We start from the raw sequence: 19287 nt of genomic DNA on the forward strand, positions 1-19287 counted from the left end.
ACCAAGGCGGAGGTCGGACATGCGCATTCCCGCGCACTCGGTATGCACGGCGATCCGGGACGACATCGTCTCCGGCGTCTACGAGCGGGGCAGTCGGCTGACCGAGGACCAGCTGGCCCGCCGGTACGGGGTCTCCCGCGTCCCGGTCCGCGAGGCCCTGCGCACCCTGGAGTCCGAGGGCTTCGTCGTCTCCCGCCGCCACGCCGGGGCGCATGTCGCCGAGCCCACCGAGCAGGAGGCCGCCGATCTGCTGGACATGCGGGCGCTGCTCGAACCGCTGGGGGCTGCCCGCGCCGCCCAGCGGCGCACGGAGGCCCATCTCAAGGTGCTGCGCGGCCTGGTCAGGCTGGGGCAGGAGCGGGCCAGGCGCGGGCAGGGCGAGGACCTGCGATCACTCGGCGGCTGGTTCCACGAGACGCTCGCGCAGGCTTCCGGGAGTCCGGCCCTGACGGCGCTGCTGACCCAGCTGCGGCACAAGATCGCCTGGATGTACGCGGTCGACCAGCCCGAGCGGCCGGTGGACGCCTGGGCCGAGCACGGCGCGATCGTGGACGCCGTGGCGCGCGGTGACGCCGAGCGGGCGCGGGCGCTGACCGCGCAGCACGCAGAGCGCTCGCAGTCGCTGCACCGCCTCAAGAGGCCGGACCGTTCCCGTGTGAGGGTTTCGCAACACGCAGTCAACACGGCGAGTTCCCGGAATTAACGCACGCATCGTATACATGGAATAGGAATTCGATGCCGCCGCTTCGTGCTGCCCTGAAAGAGGGTGCCGGAAAAGCGAAAGGCCGTGACCTCCGGAATTCCGGCGGGCACGGCCTTTCGGTGTGCTGAGGGGTGTCGACCCCGGGTCAGACGGTCTCGGGAAGCTCGTCCAGGCCCTCGGCGACGAGCTTCGCCAGACGGTCCAGAGCGGCCTCGGCGCCGTCGGCCTCCGAAGCGAGGACGATCTCCTCGCCGCCCTGCGCGCCCAGGCCGAGCACCGCGAGCATGGAGGCGGCGTTCACCGGGGTGCCGTCGGACTTGGCGATCGTCACCGGAACGCCGGAAGCCGTGGCGGCACGGACGAAGATGGACGCGGGGCGGGCGTGCAGGCCCTCGGCCCAGCCGACGTTGACGCGGCGCTCAGCCATGGTGTTGCCCTTCAAGTCTCAAGCGGGTTGTCTAGACCAGTCTCTCACGTGCTGCCACGTGCTCGCGCCGACCTTCGGCCCGGATCGGACCGCCGTTCGGCCCTCCCTCGCCGTGCCCGGCGTGCTCCCTACCTTGCACGGCGGACCCCCGCCGCGCGAGCGGTGTCGCCCCCGTGTCGCGGCCCGTGCCGTCGCCCCGGCGCGACCCGTGCCACCACCGCGCCGCGGCCGTAGGCTGACCCCATGCAGAGCGCGTCGGACCAGCTGCCGGAGCACGACTACCCCGACCACTGGGAAGCGGACGTGGTGCTCCGCGACGGCGGCACCGCGCGCATCCGGCCCATCACGGCCGACGACGCCGACCGCCTCGTCAGCTTCTACGAGCAGGTATCGGACGAGTCGAAGTACTACCGCTTCTTCGCCCCCTACCCTCGGCTGTCCGCCAAGGACGTGCACCGCTTCACCCACCACGACTTCGTGGACCGGGTCGGCCTCGCGGCGACCGTGGGCGGCGAGTTCATCGCCACCGTGCGCTACGACCGGATCGACGACCGGGGCCTGCCCGCCTCCGCCCCGGCCGACGAGGCCGAGGTCGCCTTCCTCGTCCAGGACGCCCACCAGGGACGCGGTGTCGCCTCCGCCCTGCTCGAACACATCGCGGCCGTCGCGCGCGAGCGGGACATCCGCCGCTTCGCCGCCGAGGTGCTCCCCGCCAACAACAAGATGATCAAGGTGTTCACGGACGCCGGCTACACCCAGAAGCGCAGCTTCGAGGACGGATCCGTCCGGCTCCACCTCGACCTCGAACCCACCGACCGCTCCCTCGCCGTGCAGCGCGCGCGGGAGCAGCGGGCCGAGGCCCGCTCCGTACAGCGCCTCCTCACCCCCCGGTCCGTCGCCGTCGTCGGCGCCGGACGCGCGCCGGGCGGAGTCGGCCGCACCGTCCTGCGCAACCTCCTCGGGGCCGGGTTCACCGGACGCGTGTACGCGGTCAACGCGGCGCTCGCCGAGAACGACGGGTCCGTCACGTTCGACGGCGTCCCCGCCCACCCCTCCGTCGCCGCCATCGGCGAGCCCGTCGACCTCGCGATCGTCGCCGTCCCCGCCGAACGGGTGCCTGAGGTCGTCGCCGACTGCGGCGAGCACGGCGTCCAGGGACTGGTCGTGCTCTCCGCCGGATACGCCGAGAGCGGCGCCGACGGGCGCGAGCGGCAGCGCCAGCTGGTCCGCCAGGCCCGCTCGTACGGCATGCGGATCATCGGGCCCAACGCCTTCGGGATCATCAACACGGCCGCCGACGTCCGGCTCAACGCCTCCCTCGCCCCGCAGATGCCCGCCGCCGGGCGGATCGGGCTCTTCACCCAGTCCGGCGCCATCGGCATCGCCCTCCTCGCCGGACTGCACCGGAGGGGCGCCGGGCTCTCCTCCTTCATCTCGGCCGGCAACCGCGCCGACGTCTCCGGCAACGACTTCCTCCAGCACTGGTACGACGATCCCGGCACCGACGTCGTCCTGCTCTACCTGGAGTCGATCGGCAACCCCCGGAAGTTCACCCGGCTCGCGCGCCGCACCGCCGCCGTCAAGCCGGTCGTCGTCGTCAAGGGCGCACGGCACAGCGGCAGCGCGCCGCCCGGACACCGTGTGCCCGTCACCCGCATCCCGCACGCCACGGTCTCCGCGCTGCTCCGCCAGGCCGGCGTCATCCGCGTCGACACGGTCACCGAGCTGGTGGACGCCGGACTGCTGCTCGCCGCGCAGCCGCTGCCCGCCGGGCCCCGGGTCGCGATCCTCGGCAACTCCGAGTCCCTCGGCCTCCTCACGTACGACGCCTGCCTGACGGAGGGGCTGCGCCCGCTGCGGCCGCTCGACCTCACCACGGCGGCGGAACCGGCGGACTTCCGGGACGCCCTCGTGGCGGCGCTCGCGGACGAGACCTCCGACGCGGTCGTCGTGAACGCGATCCCGTGGGTCGGCGAGAACGGCGCCACCGAGTTCGGCGACGGAGAGGTCCTCGCGGCCTCTCTCCGCGAGGCCGTCGCCTCCGCCCAGGCCCCCACGAAGCCCGTCGTCGTCGTCCACGTCGAGATGGGCGGCCTCGCGGAGGCCCTCGCGGTCGCCACGAGCACGCGCCCGGCGGCACCGGGACGGGGCGGGGCCGCCGCCGCTCCGGGATCCCGGCCGGCAGCCGGACTCCCCGCCGGCCCGGTGGCCGGGCCGACCCGGCCCCCGGCCGCGCCCAGTGGCCGGCCAGGGTCCGGACCCCTCGGCCTCCGGCCAGAGGCCCGGACCGCGGGTCCCGGACCGTCCGGCCCGGGAACGGGCGGCGGCATCGTGTCCGCTCCGGGCGACCAGGGGACGACCCCGGCCGCGGCGGCACAGGCCTTCGCGACCGGCCCCGGGGCGGTCCCCGCCGACGAGCACCAGGCCTCCGCGTCCGGCGTCGAGGCCGCCGACGGTGACCCGGCCGCCGCGCCCGTCGCCGTCCCGCCCGCCACCATCCCCTCCTACCCCGCCGCCGAACGGGCCGTGCGGGCGCTGGCCGAGGCCGTGCGGTACGGGCAGTGGCGGCGGCAGGCCGCCGACCCCGGCCGGGTGCCCGAGTACGACGACATCGACGAGGCGGGGGCCGCCGCGCTGATCGAGCGGGTCCTCGGCGCCGGCGACGCCGACCCGCGCGGTGTGACACTCGACACCGCGCAGGCGGGGGAGCTGCTCGCCCGGTACGGCATCGCCGCCCTGCCCACGCAGCCCGCGCCCACCCCCGACGCCGCCGTCGAGGCCGCCGGCCGGCTCGGCTACCCGGTCGCCCTCAAGACGACCGCGCCCCACCTCCGCCACCGCCCCGACCTCGGGGGCGTACGGCTCGATCTCGCGTCCGAGGAACAGCTCCGTACGGCCTACTCCGAGCTGACCGCGGCCCTCGGCAAGCCCGAGGAGCTCCAGCCGGTCGTCCAGGCGATGGTGCCCCGGGGGGTCGACACCGTCGTCCGCTCCGCCATCGACCCCGCCGTCGGCGCCGTCCTCTCCTTCGGCCTCGCGGGCGCCGCGTCCGAGCTGCTCGGAGACACGGCCCACCGGCTGGTGCCGGCCACCGACCGGGACGTCGCCGACCTGGTCCGTTCCCTCCGCACCGCCCCGCTGCTGTTCGGCTGGCGCGGCTCCGCCCCCGTGGACACCCCGGCCCTCGAAGAGGTCCTGCTCCGGGTGTCCCGCCTGGTCGACGACCACCCCGAGGTGGTGGCCGTCTCCCTGGAGCCGGTGGTCGTGGCACCGCGCGGCCTGTCCGTCCTCGGCGCCACCGTCCGGCTGGCCCCGCCGCCGCCCCGCACCGACCTCGGCCCGCGCAGCCTGCCGAGCTACTGAAGGGCCTGAGGGGGCCCCACAGCCCCGTAGGATGGATTCCATGGCGAAGACCGGTACGACGACCCAGGGGCTGCGCGCGGCGATCGAGCGCAGCGGCTACTACCCGGCCCTCGTGGCCGAGGCGGTGGAGGCCGCCGTCGGCGGCGAGGCCGTCGCGTCGTACGTCGTGCACCAGGAGACCACGTTCGACGCCAACGAGGTCCGGCGCCATGTCACCGTCCTCGTCCTGACGCCGCACCGCTTCATCGTCAGCCACACCGACGAGCAGGCCGCCGACACCAGCTCCCCGACGCCGTACGCCACGACGTCCACCGAGTCCGTGAAGCTCGACCGGATCTCGTCCGTCGTCGTCAGCCGGGTCGTCGCCAACCCGGAGTCGTACACCCCGGGCACGCTGCCCCGCGAGGTGGTCCTCACCATCGGCTGGGGTGCCGTCTCCCGCATCGACCTGGAGCCCGCCGCCTGCGGCGACGCCAACTGCGACGCCGACCACGGCTACACGGGCAACGCCACCGCCGACGACCTCAGCCTCCGGGTGAGCGAGGCCGGGGACGGCCCGGACACCGTCCGGCAGACCCTCGTCTTCGCCCAGGCCCTGTCCGAAGCCATCGCGGCCACCGCCGCGCCCACCCGCTGATGGCGCAGCCGACCGCCGTGACGCACGGCTGGCCCGACGACCCGGTTCCGCTCGCCCCGGACACCGCGCCGGTCCCCGAGTACACCTTCGGCTCCCTCGGCGACGTGCTGCCGACGCTCGTCGCCGGCCAGGGCGTGCCCGGGTTCGAAGCCCGGATCGCCGAGCTCTCCCCGGCCGACCGGAACTGCGTCTTCCTGATCGACGGGCTCGGCTGGGAGCAGATCAAGGCCCACCCGGACGAGGCCCCCTATCTGACCTCGCTCCTCGGCTCCTCGCGCGGGGGCACGGGCCGCCCGGTCACCGCCGGCTTCCCCGCCACCACGGCGACCTCGCTCGCCTCGGTCGGCACCGGCCGCTACCCCGGTACGCACGGGCTGCCCGGCTACACCGTGCGCAACCCCGACACCGGCGAGCTGATGAACCAGCTGCGCTGGAAGCCGTGGACCTCGCCGCACGTCTGGCAGCCGTACCCCACCGTCTTCCGGCTCGCCCACGAGGCCGGGATCCACACCGCGCAGGTGTCCTCCCCGATCTTCGAGCAGACCCCGCTCACCAAGGTCGCGCTGAGCGGCGGAACGTTCCACGGGCGGCTCTCCGGCGAGGAGCGCATGGACTTCGCCGCCGAGCAGCTCGGTGCCGGCGACCGCTCGCTGGTCTACACGTACTACAGCGAACTCGACGGCGCCGGACACCGCTTCGGCATCGACTCCGACGCCTGGCGCGGCCAGCTGATGTTCGTCGACCGGCTCGTGCAGCGGCTCGCCGAGCAGCTGCCGCCGCGCTCGGCGCTGTACGTCACGGCCGACCACGGCATGGTCGACATCCCCTTCGACGAGCAGCACCGCATCGACTTCGACGAGGACTGGGAGCTCCGCGCGGGCGTCGCCCTCCTCGGCGGCGAAGGACGCGCCCGGCACGTCTACGCCGTGCCCGGCGCCGAGGCGGACGTCCTCACCTGCTGGCGCGAGGTGATCGGCGAGCAGTTCTGGGTCGCGAGCCGCGACGAGGCCATCTCGCTCGGCTGGTTCGGGGACGAGATCGACGAGCGCGTGTACGGGCGGATCGGCGACGTCGTCGCCGCGGCCCACGACGACGTGGCGATCACCGCCTCCGTGAACGAGCCCCACGAGTCCGCGATGGTCGGCATGCACGGGTCCATGACCCCCGCGGAGCAGCTCGTCCCGCTGCTCGAAGTCCGCTCCTGAACCCTCCGGACATCCCGGACCCCTTCCTCCTCCCTGACCTGAAAGGTCCCCGTCCCGTCATGCCCGAGCTGGTCTTCTTCTCCGGAACCATGGATTGCGGGAAGAGCACCCTGGCACTCCAGATCGCCCACAACCGTGACGCGCGAGGGCTGCAGGGCGTGATCTTCACCCGTGACGACCGGGCGGGCGAGGGCAAGCTCTCCTCGCGGCTCGGCCTGGTGACGGAGGCGGTCGAGGCGCCGCAGGGCATGGACCTGTACGCGTATCTCGTCGCCCAGCTCTCCCAGGGCGGCAAGGCCGACTACGTGATCGTCGACGAGGCCCAGTTCCTCGCCCCCGAGCAGATCGACCAGCTCGCCCGGGTCGTCGACGACCTCGGTCTCGACGTCTTCGCCTTCGGCATCACCACCGACTTCCGGACCAAGCTCTTCCCCGGCTCGCAGCGGCTCATCGAGCTGGCGGACCGCATCGAGCAGCTCCAGGTCGAGGCGCTCTGCTGGTGCGGCGCCCGCGCCACGCACAACGCCCGCACGGTGGGCGGCGAGATGGTCGTCGAGGGCGAGCAGGTCGTCGTCGGCGATGTGAACCGCCCCGCAGAGGAGATCGGTTACGAGGTGCTCTGCCGCCGCCATCACCGGCGCCGGATGACCTCCGCCTCCGCCCGGGCGGGGGCCCTCTCCCCGGACGTGCTGCCGGTCACCGGCTGAGCCTTCGCGGGACCGGGCCCGTACGGCGGGACCGGAGCGGGAGAGAAACGGTATCGGGGCGCCCGACTCTGGCGGAGTAGTTCTCTGCAGGAGGAGTCTTCCGATGAAACATCCCCCGGACCGGATCGACGTGGCCGAGGGGCTGCGCCACATCCTTCATGAGCTGTCCGCCATCGAGCGGTCGGTCGAGGGTGGACGCGCGGGCCTGACGGATGCCCGTACGGACGGAGAGGGGCCCTGGGACGGGCCCGAGTTCACCGTCGAGACCGTCAGCGACAACAGCATGCACACCGTGGTGGACATCAGGGCGCTGCGCGGTCCCGGCCAGCCCCTGCCCGACCGCGCCTCCGGGCCCGACGAGGAAGAGGTCGCCGCGCTGCGCGCGACCGTGCGCGCGCTGCTCGATCTGGCGGACATCGGGTCCGGGCGGGCGTGTACCACCGTGGCCCTCACCAAGCGGGGCCCACGGGTGGTCAGTTGCCGGCTGGGCGGCGGCGCGACGGTGTTCGCGCGCGAGCCGGGAGCGGGGGCGTCCGGCTGAGGGGGATCCACGGGAGGAGAAGGGCCGCCGGGGTCGTCCACGGCCTGCCGGGCGGGCTGCGGCGGAGTGGGTCGTACCCGGGCTGACCTGGCGTTCCCGGGTGCGTTCCCGTGCGGTACCGAAAGGCGGTATCGGTGCGGGAACGGTCCGGGAACGGGTCGCCGGAGAGTACGTGGTGTCGGGAAGCAGAACCGGATAAACCACGTAAAGGGGATACGCCATGGGACGCAAGTCGACTGGACTCGCCGGGATCGTCGTCGTCGCCGCCCTCGCCCTCGGGTTCGGGGCCACGATGGAGGCCGGTCACGAGCAGAGCCGCCCGGTCGGCGTGCAGGTCCAGGCCGACGACCAGGGTCCGACGGTCATCGGTAAGGGCGGGGTCGTCCAGGCGGGTGCCACGGACGACCAGGGTCCGACCGTGATCGGCAAGGGTGGCGTGGTCCAGGCCGGCGCGACCGACGACCAGGGCCCGACGGTGATCGGCAAGGGTGGCGTGGTCCAAGCCGGTGCCACCGACGACCAGGGCCCGACCGTCATCGGTTCCCGGATCGTCCAGGCCGGTGCCACCGACGACCAGGGCCCGACCGTCATCGGCAAGGGCGCGCCCGCGGCCGGTCTGACCGTCTTCGCCGCCTGATTCCCGCTCCGTGCCCCGGCCCCGTCGGCTCCGTCCGCCGCGCGGGCCGCGAGCGTACGCAGGCCGTGAGAGCCGCGCAGCCAGGCCAGATGAGCCGCGACGTCACCTCAGCTACGACGGTGCTCCGCCGGAACGCCCATCTCGCCGAAGAGGTCCTCCGCCGAGCGCTCGTTGCGCGCCGCCTCCTCCGAGAGACCGAGGGCCGCCTGGGCGCGGGCCATGCCGGAGAGGGCGTAGGCCATCTCGATGCGGAAGTCGAGGGAGTGCGCGACCTCGTGGGCGCTCTCGTGCAGGCCGAGCGCCGCCACATACTCCTTGCGCTTGTAGAGATAGCGGCCGACGGTGTTCTCGACCTTCGCCCGGCGCAGTGGAGAAACGTTTGGCCCGATGGTTTCCATGGCCCGGTCGGCGTACCGGACGGCCTGCTCGTCCCGGCCCAGACGCTGGGCGACCTCCGCGAGGAGCGCGAGGGCCAGGGCCACCTGCCCCGGGTCGCTGTTCTCGGTGCACAGTGCCCGCGCCCGCGCGAGACTCGTGTCGGCGGCCTCGTTGTCGCCGAGGCAGGCATGGGCGAACGCCAGGTCCGTGAAGGCGACCAACTTGTTCTCGTGCTGGCCGAGTTCGTCGCAGAGCGCGATCGCCCGACGGGCCGCCGACGCCGCCTCCTCGTGCCGCCCCCACTGCTCGTACAGGGTGCTGAGCAGGGTGAGGCTCTCCGCCTCCGCCCGGCTGGCGCCCAGCTCCCGCTGATGTGCGATCGACTTCTCCAGATGCGACAGCGCCTGCGGGAACCGGCCGAGCAGACTGTTCAGCTGGCCGAGGGCCCCCTCGCTGTGGGCCAGCGTCTGTACGTCACCCAGCCGTTCGGCGACGTCCCGGCCCTCCGTGGCGACCTCGATGCCCTCGGCGAAACGGCCCAGCTTCCAGCACGCCACGCCCAGGTTGGACAGGCTCACCCCCAGCAGCGGCAGTTCGCCGAGCCGGCGCGCGGCGGCCACCGCCAGGAGCCCCATCGAGCGGAACTCCTCCAACTGGCCCCGCGCACTGAGCTGGAAGGCCAGATTGCGGCTCAGGAACACGATGTGGCGGTCGTGCCCGAGCCGGTCGGCCAGGCCCACCGCCCCCAGCAGCGAGCCCTGCTCCCGGGTGAACCACTGCTCCGCCTGCTCGCTCTCCGGGAACCGCGGCAGCCGTGCGGTCCACGCGTCCGTGTCCTCCACCGCCGCCACCCCGGTGGGAATACGGCGGCGGCCAGGGAACATCACCTGGCAGGCCGACTCCGTCGCGGCCAGGTAGTAGTCGAGCAGCCGACGGGTCGACGCGGAGTCGTCCTCGTCCGTCGCCGCCGACCTGAGGCTCTGCGCGAAGCTGCGCACAAGATCGTGGAAGGTGTACAGACCGATCTCCGGCTGCTGCAGCAGATGCACGTCCAGGAGGAGTTCGAGGAGGTCCTCGGCATCCGCCGGACCGGTCTCCAGAAGAGCGGCCGCCGCGTACACGTCGAGGTCCCCGCCGGGGTGGAGCGCCAGACTGCGGAACGCGGTCCGGCAGTCCTGCTCAAGGGCCTGGTACGACAGACGGAGGGTGGCGGCGACACTGCGCTGCCCCGAACTCAGCTCGTCCAGCCGCCGGGTCTCGTCGCGCAGCCGGTCGGCCAGGTAACGCAGCGTCCAGCGCGGTCTGTTGCGCAGTCGGGCGGTCGCGATCCGCAGCGCCAGGGGAAGATGGCCGCACAGCCGGGCCAGCTCTGCCGCCGCCTCCGGCTCCGCCGCGTACCGCCGCTCGCCCAGCGTCTCCGCCATGAGCGCCGCGCACTCCGCGGGCGACATCACGTCGATCGAGATCCACTGCGCCGAGTCCAGGTCCACCAGCCGGGCCCGGCTGGTGACGAGGACCAGGCAGCCGGGGGTGGTCGGCAGCAGCGGCCGTACGCCGTCGGCGTCGGCGGCGTTGTCGAGGAGGAGCAGCAGCCGCTTCCCGGTGACGGTCGACCGCCACAGCGCCGTACGGCCCGCGAGGTCCTCCGGGATGCGCGCGCCCGGCACACCCAGGGCACGTAAGAGGCTGTCGAGCGCTCCGCCGGCGGTCACCGGCTGCTCGCCGGGCGTGTAGCCGCGCAGGTCGATGTAGAGCTGGCCGTCGGGGAACTCGGAGGCCAGCGAGTGCGCCGCGTGCACGGCGAGGGAGGTCTTGCCGCTGCCGCCCATGCCGTCCAGGGCCACGATCCGGGAATGACGCGCGCAGTCCCGGCCGGCCGAGTCGAGCAGCTCCCGCAGCTCGTCGCCGCGGCCGGTGAAGTCCGCCAGGTCGTACGGCAGGGTGCACGGGGCCTCGGTGGGCGCCGTCTCCGACGGGGCGACCGGGGCCGCGACGGGCGGGGGAGCGGGGGCGGCGAGTTCGGGGCTGTCGCGCAGGATCCCCTCGTACACCTTGGTCAGCCGGGGGCCCGGGTCGACGCCCAGCTCCTCCACCAGGAGCTCGCGCACCCGGCTGTACTCCTCCAGGGCCTCGGCCTGCCGGCCCGAGCGGTACAGGGCGAGCATCAACTGGGCGCGCAGTGATTCGTGCAGGGGGTGGGCCTGCACCAGGTCCCGGAGATCGACGACGAGTTCCGCCGTCTCGCCGAGACCGAGGCGGAGGTCGAAGAGCTGCTCCGCCGCCGCGAGCCTGCGTTCCTCGAGCGCGGTGGCCGCCGCCTCGATCACGGGGCCGCCCGCCCCCGACAGGATGGGACCCCGCCAGAGGCCGAGGGCCCGGCGCAGCGCCTCCACCGCGTCGACCGTCCGGCCCTCGCCCGGGGCGTCCCGGGCCTTTTTCACAAGTCCTGCGAACTCCGTCAGGTCGAGCTGCTCCGGAGCGAGCACGACGCGGTATCCGGGGCCGTCGGTGACGATGACCTCGCTGCCCGCGGGGATGCGCCGACGCAGGTCCGCGACCGCCTTGCGGACCTGGTGCGAGGCGGTCGCCGGCGGGTCCTCGGCCCAGGCCGACTCCACGAGCCGGCCGATCGTCAGCACCCGTCCGGGCTCCAGGAGCAGCGTACCGAGCACGCGTTCCTGGATGAGGCCCCCGAGCCTCAGCCGGGAGCCGTCGGCCCAGCCCTCCAGAGGGCCCAGCACGTTGAATCTCAGCCCTTGCTCCTCGGCATCGGTCATGTGCCGCGAGCACCCCCCCAGGTCTCCCGCCCACGCCCTCGGCGTCGGTGTTTGCGGATCCTAGCCCGTTCCCGTGACCCCCGGGAACGAGGCGGTACGGGATCGGTAATCGGCCCCGGCACCGTATGACCCACGAGGCCGACTCCTTCACGGCCCTCGCGACTGAGGACCCCCCATGCAGCAAGGAGACTGGTCATGACCGAACAGGCATCGCCGGACGGGCTCGCCGAGCAGCTGCGGGCGGCACGGCAGTGGGCCGGCATCACCCAGGAACAGCTGGCCGGCCTGTCGACCGTCAGCGTGCGGGCCATCCGGGACCTGGAGCAGGGCCGGGTGCGGCATCCGCGCCGGGAGACGCTCCGGCTGCTCGCCGGGGCCATGCGGCTGAGCGACGCCCGCCGCGCCGCCCTCGAGCTGGCCGTCGAAGGGGCGGAGGCCGGCACGGTGATGCGCGAGGCGTACGGCGCCGAACTGGCTCCGCCGCCGATGCCGTTGCGCAGACTCGTCGGCCGCACCGAGGAACTCCGCTCCCTGACCGCGCTGCTGGCCACCGAGCACGAGCGGCTCCTCAGCGTGGTGGGCCTGGCCGGTGTGGGCAAGACCCGACTGGCTCAGGAAGCGGCCCTGCTGCTCCACGGCCGAGACCGGACCCCCGTCGTCTGGGTCGACATGACCGAGACCACGCCGCCGGTCACCGGGCCCGCCGGGACCCGCAGCCCGCGGTCCGCGCTGACGGGCTGGGCCCGCTCGCTGGCCCTCGGCGGCCGCGGCCTGGACGAACTCGCCTCGGTGATACGCGGCCGGGCCACCCTGCTGGTCCTCGACGGCCATGACACCGGCCCCCACCTCACGCCCCCGCTCCTCGAACTGCTCCACGTCTGCGAGCGGCTCAAGGTCCTGATCACCACGCGCGAGCCGCACCGCACCCCGGGCAACCGGATGCTGCCGCTCGGCCCGCTGCCCGTACCCGACGCGGAGCACGGAGCGTCCGCGGGCACGGCCGGAGCGCCGGGTGCCTCCCTGACGGCCGGGCAGCCCGCCGTCGAGCTCATGCTGTCGTACGTCGGTCACATGCGCCCCGACCTGATGCCCGGCGACTCGCTGGTGCGCACGGTGGCGCGGATCAGCCGGGCCCTCGACGGGGTGCCGCGGGCGATGGAGGCCGCCGCCTCCTGGCTGTTACTGCGCTCGCCCGCGGAACTGCTGCGGATCGCACAGGCCACGCCGCTCGACGTCGTGGACGACGTGACCGCGGGGGACACCGGCGGTGACGCGGACGGCGAGGGACTCGCCGCGCTGCTCTCGGCGGCCGTGACCCGGCTCGACGACGGTCCCGCGGCGCTGCTGGGCGACCTGAGCCTGCTGCCCGACGGCTGGAGCGCCGACCAGGCCGCCACCGGTCTGTCCGCGACGCCGGCCGCCGTGGTGCGCGACGTCCACGCACTGATGCTGCGCGGCCTCGTACGACGCCTTCCCGGTGAGGAGGAGGGGGCCCCGCGGTTCGGGGTGCTCAACCTGGTGCGGCAGCTCGCCGCCGAACGCGCCGCCTCGCTCGTACCGGCGACGGCCCTCGTCCCCTCCTGAACAGACCCCGGCCTCCCGCTCCTTCCCGCTCCTCCTCCTCTGTCGTCTCCTCTTCCTCCCTCCCGATGAAAGGCCCGTCCGCCATGCGCAATCTGATCTCGCTCGCCGACCTGAAGCCCGAGCAGCTCGCCCGTATCGTCGCCCGCGCCGTGGAGTTCGGCACCGGCGGCGTCGACGACAAGCCGCTGGCCGGACGCCAGGTCGGTGTCTACTTCCGCAAGTCCTCCACCCGGACCCGGACCTCGTTCTGGAGCGGCGCCACCCGGCTGGGCGCCGACGTCATCACGTTCGGCCCCGACGAACTCCAGCTGACCACCGGCGAGACCGTGGAGGACACCAGCCGGGTCCTCGGCCAGTACCTCGACGCGCTCGTCGTCCGCACCAACGGCGACGTGGCGGAGATGCGCCGCCTCGGCGGCAGCCCGGACCTCGCCGTGGTGAACGCCCTCAGCCTCGACGAGCACCCGACCCAGGCGATAGCCGACCTGACCACCCTCGCCGAGCACTTCGGGAAGCTCGCCGGGCTCCATGTGCTGGTCGTCGGCGAGGGCAACAGCTCCGGCGCGGCGCTCGCGCTGGCCGGCGCGCTCACCCCCGGGCTGCGGATCACGCTGCTGAGCCCCGAGGGGTACGAGGTGCCCAAGAGCACCATGGACCTCGTCGACGAACTGAGCGGCGGCGACCACCAGGTGCGCCGCATCACCGACCCGGCCGAGGTCGAGGGCCCCGTCGACGCGGTCTACACGAGCCGCTGGCAGACGATGGGCGTATCGAAGGCCGACCCCGATTGGCTGGCGTCGTTCGAGGGCTTCGCCATCGACCGCGCGTTCTTCGAGCGGTACAGCGGCCCGGACACCGTCTTCCTGCACGACCTGCCCGCCGTGCGCGGCCAGGAGGTCACCGACGAGGTCCTCGACGGGGAGCGCAGCCTCGCCTGGCGGCAGGCCCACCACAAGATGACCGCGGCGATGGCCGTACTGGAGTGGTGCGTCGTCGGCGAGAACTGAGGCGCTGGTCCGAAACGGACGGGGGCGGCGTCGGTACGGGTTCGGGGAACCCGGTACCGACGCCGCCCCCGCGTGTGAGCGACGGTCGTCAGCCACCCATCGCGGCGACCACCGAACGGGGCCGCAGATCCGTCCAGTTGGCCTCGATGTAATCGGCGCACTCCTGCTTGCCGCCCTCCTCGCGGACCAGCTGCCAGCCCTCCGGACGGCGGATCCGGGCGGGCCACAGCGAGTGCTGGCCCTCGTCGTTGGCCAGGACGACGAAACGGCCGTCGGCGTCGTCGAACGGGTTGGTTGCCATGGCTTCACCTCTGTGGGTTCCGTGGAACGGGGATCCGGTGCCGCACCGGTCCCTCGACGCTACGAGACCGGGTTCGCCGGTTCGGGCAGCCGGGGCGGCAGTTGGGCGGCAGCCCGCCCGAGGCTCGTGCGCGGCGGCCGGCCCCGCGCGCGAGGTCCTATACGAGGACGCGCGACACGTCGTTGGCGCGCGTGACGGCGATGCCGGTGGCGACCGCGGCGGCCCGCACCGAGCCGAGCGCCTCGCGCAGCAGCTCCGTGCGCAGCTCGGGCCGGTCCGCCAGCTCCGGCCGGTCGGCGTCGATCAACTGCACCGCCGCCTCCAGTACGGCGAACGTGGCTTCGCCCAGGGGCTCGTGACGGTCGGCGTCGGTCATGACGTCGCGCAGGGCCGCGGCCAGTTCCGCGGCGGGGGCGATCTGGGACATGGGTCCACTCCTCAGGGTTCTCGGACGCGCGTGCTCCCGCGTTCCGCTCCGGCGGACGGTGCTTCGGAGCGGCGGATCCCGACTGTAGGGCGGGCCGGGAGGGCGGCGGCGACAGGCAGCGGCAACTGCCGCCCGGCTGCCGCCCGGGGCGCCGGTCGGCGGGGTTCCGCGTTCCTACGATCGATGCCGAAGGGATGTTCCGAGCGATCCAGGACCTCCTTCTCCCACTTGTCATCCCACGATGTGGACGAAGAAGTGATGATGCAGACTGCGGAATGGGCGTCCCGAGAGCGATCAGGGCCGCTGGACGTCGTTGTCACCGGACTGCCGTCCGATGCGCACACCTGGAACCTCGTATTCATCCAGCTGCTGATCGAGGACCTGGGACACCACGTCGTCAACCTGGGCCCGTGCGTCCCCCGGGACGAGATCGTCGAATCCTGCGGCAAGCACCAGCCCGACCTGCTGGTGGTCAGCACGGTCAACGGCCACGGCTACAACGACGCCGACCAGCTCATCCGGGCGATCCGCTCGCGCTGGGAGCTCGCCGGACTGCCCGCCGTCATCGGCGGCAAGCTCGGCGTCCTCGGTGCCGAGGGCCGGGCCGGGCACGGCCGCCGGCTCCTGGAGGCCGGCTTCGACGCGGTGTTCCAGGAGGGCGAGGGCGAGGACCAGGGCCTCGGCGCCTTCGCGGCGTTCGTCGACCGGCTCGCCGCCGAGCGCGTGCCGGTGGCGTCGGCCTCCCCGCTGGAAGGGGTGGCACGGTGACCTCCACCGGACGCGCGACCTCCTTCGGACGGTTCGTGGCCGCCGCCGGGGCCCGCGGGGCCCTCGTGGTCCAGCCCCGGATGGGCTTCTCCGACCCCGCCCGGATGCGGGCCGGACTCGCCGCCACCAAGGGCGCCGCCACGGCGGTCGCCGGCACGCTCACCATCGACAGCTACACCCGGGTCGGCGACGAGCCCTCGGCCGTCCGCGCCCTGGGCGGCGGGGTGCCGCTCAACGGCTACCCCATCACCTCCTACAGCCCGGACACCTCGCGCTGGGTCCTCGACGGCCTCGCCGACGCGGACTTCCCCGTCCAGGTCCGGCACGGTTCGGCGAGCCCGCAGCGGATCGTCGCCGCGCTCGCCCGGCTCGGCCTCACCGCGACCGAGGGCGGACCGGTCTCGTACTGCCTGCCCTACGGCCGCACACCGCTCGTCGACTCGGTCCGCAACTGGCAGGAGACCTGCGAGCGGCTGGCCGCCCTGCGGGCCGACGGCGCGGAGCCGCACCTGGAGAGCTTCGGCGGCTGCATGCTCGGCCAGCTCTGCCCGCCGGGACTGCTCGTGGCCATCAGCGCCCTGGAGGGAGTCTTCTTCCACCGGGCCGGGCTGCGGTCCGTCTCGCTCAGTTACGCCCAGCAGACCAGCCCCGAGCAGGACCGCCAGGCGGTACGCGCACTGCGCCGGCTCGCGGCCGAACTCCTGCCGGACACCGACTGGCACATCGTCGTCTACACCTACATGGGCGTGTACCCGAGGACCACGCCCGGCGCCCACGCCCTCCTCGCGGACTCCGCCGAACTGGCGGTCCGGGCGGGCGCGCAGCGCCTGATCGTCAAGACCGCCGCCGAGGCCCACCGCATCCCGACGGTCGCCGAGAACGTCCGGGCCCTGCGCATCGCGGCGGCCGCGGCCGAGCGCGCCGCGGCGGCGGGCACGACGGAGGCGGACGACGCCGACGACACGGCCGGCAACCCCGTCTACGCCGAGGCCCGCGCCCTCGTCGACGCCGTGCTCGACCTGGACGACGACCTCGGCAGCGCCCTGCTGAAGGCCTTCGAGCGCGGCTACCTGGACGTCCCCTACTGCCTCCACCCCGACAACGCCGGCCGCTCCCGCAGCCACATCGACGCGACGGGCCGGCTCAGCTGGTCGGACATCGGGGCCATGCCCATCGGGCGGGTCACCGGACGGCGCGGCGCCCGGCTCACCGCGACCGGACTCCACGACGCGCTGACCTTCGTCCAGCGCCGCTACGACCAGCCCGAAGCGCGGCTCGACGGCCACCCCGGAGAGCCCGCCGCCGTACACCACCACCGCTACGACCACCCCGAGGACGCCGGCCGGACCCCCGCCGACGCCCTTCTCCTTCAGGAGGTATGACCGTGACCGTCATCATCGCCGAGGCCGTGGACGAGGCACTCCTGCCGTTCCCGGCGTCGCCCGACGCGCATCTGACCGATCCGCTGACCCGGGCCACCCTGCGGGTGCAGAGCCACATGCTCACCGCCACCCGCGCCTTCCTGACCTCCCGCGGATTCCAGGAGCTGCTGCCGCCCATCATCGGCCCGGTCACCGACCCCGGCATCCGCGGCTCCAAGCAGGTGGACGTCGACTTCTACGGCCACAAGTACAAGATGATGACGAGCGCGATCCTCTACAAGCAGGCCTCGCTCCTCGCCTTCGACAAGATCTTCTACATCGCGCCCAACGTCCGGCTGGAACCCCTCGAGACGGCCGTCACGCACCGCCACCTCGCCGAGTTCCACCAGATCGACGTCGAGATCCGCGACGCCCGCCGCGAGGACGCGATGGACCTCGCCGAGCAGCTCGTCACCCATGTCGTCGCCGAGGTCCTCTCCCGCATGCCGGCCGAGCTCGACCTGCTCGGCCGGGACACCGCCGCCCTGCGCGAGATCTTCGCGGCTGCCTTCGGCCGCGTCGGCCACCAGCGGGCCACCGCCGAGCTGATCGGCCTCGGCCACCCCCAGGACCCCGCCGCCGAGATCGACTGGCAGGGCGAGGAGATCGTCTCCGCCCGCGCGGACCGCCCCTTCTTCATCACCGACTACCCGAAGGGCTCCCGCGGCTTCTACGACAAGGAGAACGCCGAACAGCCCGGCGTGCTGCGGAACTTCGACCTCATCGCCCCCGAGGGGTACGGCGAGCTGGCCAGCGGCAGCGAGCGGGAGCACGACTACGCCACCCTCGTCACCCGGATGCGGGAGACCGGCGAGAACCCCGCCAAGTACGGCTGGTACCTGGACCTGGCACGTCGCGGCATCCCCGCCAGCTCCGGCTTCGGCATCGGCCTGGAGCGCTTCACCCGCTACGTCACCGGTCGGCAGGCCGCCTGGCAGGCCAGCGCCTACCCGAAGCTCCCCGGGGTGGTGTCGGCGTGAGCACCGCACTCGTCGCGGACGGCTTCCCCGAGGAGCAGGTCCGGCAGCGCGCCCGGCACGGAGCCGGGGCCGTCTTCCCCGCCGAGGCGGACTACGGCACCGGGCTGCTCGGCGCCGTGCCGTCCTCGTCCCCGGAGGGGGCCGGGCACGACCCGGACGACGTCCTCGAGCGGATCCGGATCGTGCCGCCGGTCTTCATGCCCGAGCGGCTGAAGAAGCTCATCGACCTCGCCCGCGAACCCCTCTACAGCGATGTCGCGCTCGACACCGTCATCGGCGGGTTCACCAGCCGCCTGCCGCTCTACGTGTCGGCGTTCGGATCCACCCGGGTCGCCAGCCACGACCTGGGCGAGGCCGCCGGACGACAGGCCGGGGCGCTCGGCATCCCGCTGGTCATCGGCGAGAACGTCGTCCCCGTCAACGGCTACCGCAGCGCCGGCGAGGCCGGTGCCTCCCCGCTGCTCGGCCGGATCGCCGCCTACGCCGAGGCGGCCGACGACGAGCACGGCGGCGTGGTGGTCCAGCAGTCCACCGAGGACGCCGACGCCGAGGTGTGGAACCTCGTCTACAGCGACCCGGTCACGGAGCCCCTGCTCGCCACCGGCCGCCTCGCCTTCGAGCTCAAGGTCGGCCAGGGCGCCAAGCCCGGCCTCGGCGGGCTCACCCTGCTCGACCGTGAGACCGCGGGCCAGGTCGCCGAGCAGTACTCCCTCGACGAGGTGTTCGGCGCCGGCAGCGGCCAGGTGCTCCGGGTCGCCAGCCCCGGCACCTTCACCGAGGAGATCCTGCGGCAGCAGATCCGCCTCATGCGCAACAACTTCCCCCGCGCCCGGGTGTGGGTGAAGCTCCACCCCGGCCGGGACGTGGCCCACGCCGCGGCCACCGCCTGGGCGGCCGGCGCGGACTCCGTCACCGTCGACGGCGCGGAGGGCGGCACCGCCTGGGCCCCCACCGGCTTCCTCGGCCATGTCGGCCTGCCTCTCGCCGACTGCCTGCGCCGCGTCGGGCGCACCGACCACTGCCTTCTCGCCAGCGGACGCATGTGGGAGGGCACCCGCGCCGTCAAGGCCCTCGCTCTCGGCGCCCGCGCCGTCGGCCTGGGACGCGCCGCACTGCTCGCCGTCGACGAGGACCGCGAAGCGGGTCTGACCCGGCTCGTCGAGGCCCTCGCCCTCGAACTGCGGATGCTGACCAGCGCGGTCGGCAAGTACCACGTGAACGGCTTGGCCCCGGAGGACCTGCTCCTGCCGGACCGGTGGGAGCGGGAGTCGGCGCCACCCGGCGCCGCCTAGCCGGCCCGGCCGGCCCCCGGCCCCGCGCCCAGCGCGCCTCAGCACCACCTACGCGATTCCCAGTCGTGGCCGTACGGGATGTCCGGCACGCCGCGAGACCCGTATCCGCCCGAACCTTCGAGAATGGTGTCG

General features: G+C 73.6%; 17 protein-coding genes. 13 read left to right on the forward strand and 4 right to left on the reverse strand.

Features of this window, described 5'->3' with window-relative positions; genetic code table 11:
• Positions 1-19 precede the first annotated feature (19 nt).
• Positions 20-703 (forward strand): GntR family transcriptional regulator, encoded by a 684-nt coding sequence (locus tag OG392_RS27350; protein WP_329283803.1) that lies wholly within the window; start codon positions 20-22, stop codon positions 701-703.
• Between the two features lie 145 nt (positions 704-848).
• Here the strand turns inward: OG392_RS27350 and OG392_RS27355 are convergent, their stop codons facing one another.
• The gene (locus OG392_RS27355; protein WP_015036698.1) at positions 849-1130 is read right to left on the reverse strand and encodes an HPr family phosphocarrier protein; all 282 of its coding nucleotides are present in this window, start codon (positions 1128-1130) and stop codon (positions 849-851) included.
• A 243-nt stretch (positions 1131-1373) separates the two neighbouring features.
• Here OG392_RS27355 and OG392_RS27360 point away from each other — a divergent pair, with 243 nt between their 5' ends.
• The 6 genes from OG392_RS27360 (at position 1374) to OG392_RS27385 (ending at position 8220) form a co-directional block, all read left to right on the forward strand.
• Positions 1374-4493 carry a bifunctional acetate--CoA ligase family protein/GNAT family N-acetyltransferase gene (locus OG392_RS27360; RefSeq protein ID WP_329283804.1) on the forward strand — a complete coding sequence of 1040 codons (3120 nt, stop codon included), beginning with the start codon at positions 1374-1376 and terminating at the stop codon, positions 4491-4493.
• 40 nt (positions 4494-4533) lie between these two features.
• On the forward strand, positions 4534-5130 hold the full coding sequence (locus OG392_RS27365) for a DUF5998 family protein (RefSeq protein ID WP_030325407.1): 597 nt from the start codon (positions 4534-4536) through the stop codon (positions 5128-5130).
• Positions 5130-6335: an alkaline phosphatase family protein gene (locus OG392_RS27370; RefSeq protein ID WP_329283806.1), complete on the forward strand. Its 1206-nt coding sequence runs from the start codon at positions 5130-5132 to the stop codon at positions 6333-6335. The genes OG392_RS27365 and OG392_RS27370 overlap by 1 nt, the downstream gene beginning before the upstream one ends.
• A gap of 59 nt (positions 6336-6394) precedes the next feature.
• Entirely contained in the window at positions 6395-7042 is a 648-nt protein-coding gene (locus OG392_RS27375) for a thymidine kinase (RefSeq protein WP_055603965.1), read from the forward strand.
• Positions 7043-7145: 103 nt separating this feature from the next.
• Positions 7146-7583 carry a hypothetical protein gene (locus tag OG392_RS27380; protein WP_329283807.1) on the forward strand — a complete coding sequence of 146 codons (438 nt, stop codon included), beginning with the start codon at positions 7146-7148 and terminating at the stop codon, positions 7581-7583.
• Between the two features lie 220 nt (positions 7584-7803).
• A complete protein-coding gene (locus OG392_RS27385; protein WP_329283808.1) occupies positions 7804-8220 on the forward strand; it encodes a hypothetical protein in 417 nt (138 codons plus the stop codon).
• A gap of 107 nt (positions 8221-8327) precedes the next feature.
• On the opposite strand, the gene OG392_RS27390 is transcribed toward OG392_RS27385, so the two are convergent.
• Positions 8328-11375 (reverse strand): AfsR/SARP family transcriptional regulator, encoded by a 3048-nt coding sequence (locus tag OG392_RS27390; protein WP_329283809.1) that lies wholly within the window; start codon positions 11373-11375, stop codon positions 8328-8330.
• 195 nt (positions 11376-11570) lie between these two features.
• Between OG392_RS27390 and OG392_RS27395 the strand changes: the two genes are divergently transcribed.
• Both OG392_RS27395 and OG392_RS27400 read left to right on the forward strand, forming a co-directional pair.
• Positions 11571-12959, forward strand: a complete 1389-nt coding sequence (locus OG392_RS27395; RefSeq protein ID WP_329283810.1) for a helix-turn-helix domain-containing protein — start codon at positions 11571-11573, stop codon at positions 12957-12959.
• Positions 12960-13042: 83 nt separating this feature from the next.
• Positions 13043-13966, forward strand: coding sequence for an ornithine carbamoyltransferase (locus OG392_RS27400; protein ID WP_329283811.1), 924 nt, complete (start codon positions 13043-13045; stop codon positions 13964-13966).
• Positions 13967-14054: 88 nt separating this feature from the next.
• Here the strand turns inward: OG392_RS27400 and OG392_RS27405 are convergent, their stop codons facing one another.
• Together OG392_RS27405 and OG392_RS27410 are read right to left on the reverse strand one after the other, a co-directional pair.
• The gene (locus OG392_RS27405; protein WP_329283812.1) at positions 14055-14267 is read right to left on the reverse strand and encodes an MbtH family protein; all 213 of its coding nucleotides are present in this window, start codon (positions 14265-14267) and stop codon (positions 14055-14057) included.
• 157 nt (positions 14268-14424) lie between these two features.
• The gene (locus OG392_RS27410) at positions 14425-14694 is read right to left on the reverse strand and encodes a hypothetical protein (RefSeq protein ID WP_329283813.1); all 270 of its coding nucleotides are present in this window, start codon (positions 14692-14694) and stop codon (positions 14425-14427) included.
• Between the two features lie 261 nt (positions 14695-14955).
• On the opposite strand from OG392_RS27410, the gene OG392_RS27415 reads away from it, so the two are divergent.
• Genes OG392_RS27415 through OG392_RS27430 form a run of 4 tightly spaced genes read left to right on the forward strand, consistent with a single transcriptional unit; the run spans position 14956 to position 19155 of the window.
• Complete coding sequence (locus OG392_RS27415; RefSeq protein WP_329283814.1) at positions 14956-15462, forward strand: cobalamin B12-binding domain-containing protein; 507 nt, start codon at positions 14956-14958, stop codon at positions 15460-15462.
• Positions 15459-16844, forward strand: a complete 1386-nt coding sequence (locus tag OG392_RS27420) for a methylaspartate mutase (protein WP_329283815.1) — start codon at positions 15459-15461, stop codon at positions 16842-16844. The genes OG392_RS27415 and OG392_RS27420 overlap by 4 nt, the downstream gene beginning before the upstream one ends.
• Entirely contained in the window at positions 16841-17863 is a 1023-nt protein-coding gene (locus tag OG392_RS27425; RefSeq protein WP_329283816.1) for an asparagine synthetase A, read from the forward strand. Before OG392_RS27420 ends, OG392_RS27425 begins: the two co-directional genes overlap by 4 nt.
• The gene (locus OG392_RS27430) at positions 17860-19155 is read left to right on the forward strand and encodes a glutamate synthase-related protein (RefSeq protein WP_329283817.1); all 1296 of its coding nucleotides are present in this window, start codon (positions 17860-17862) and stop codon (positions 19153-19155) included. The genes OG392_RS27425 and OG392_RS27430 overlap by 4 nt, the downstream gene beginning before the upstream one ends.
• Positions 19156-19287: the final 132 nt, after the last annotated feature.

The sequence above is a fragment of the Streptomyces sp. NBC_00691 genome (genome assembly GCF_036226665.1).
Taxonomy (GTDB): Bacteria; Actinomycetota; Actinomycetes; order Streptomycetales; family Streptomycetaceae; genus Streptomyces.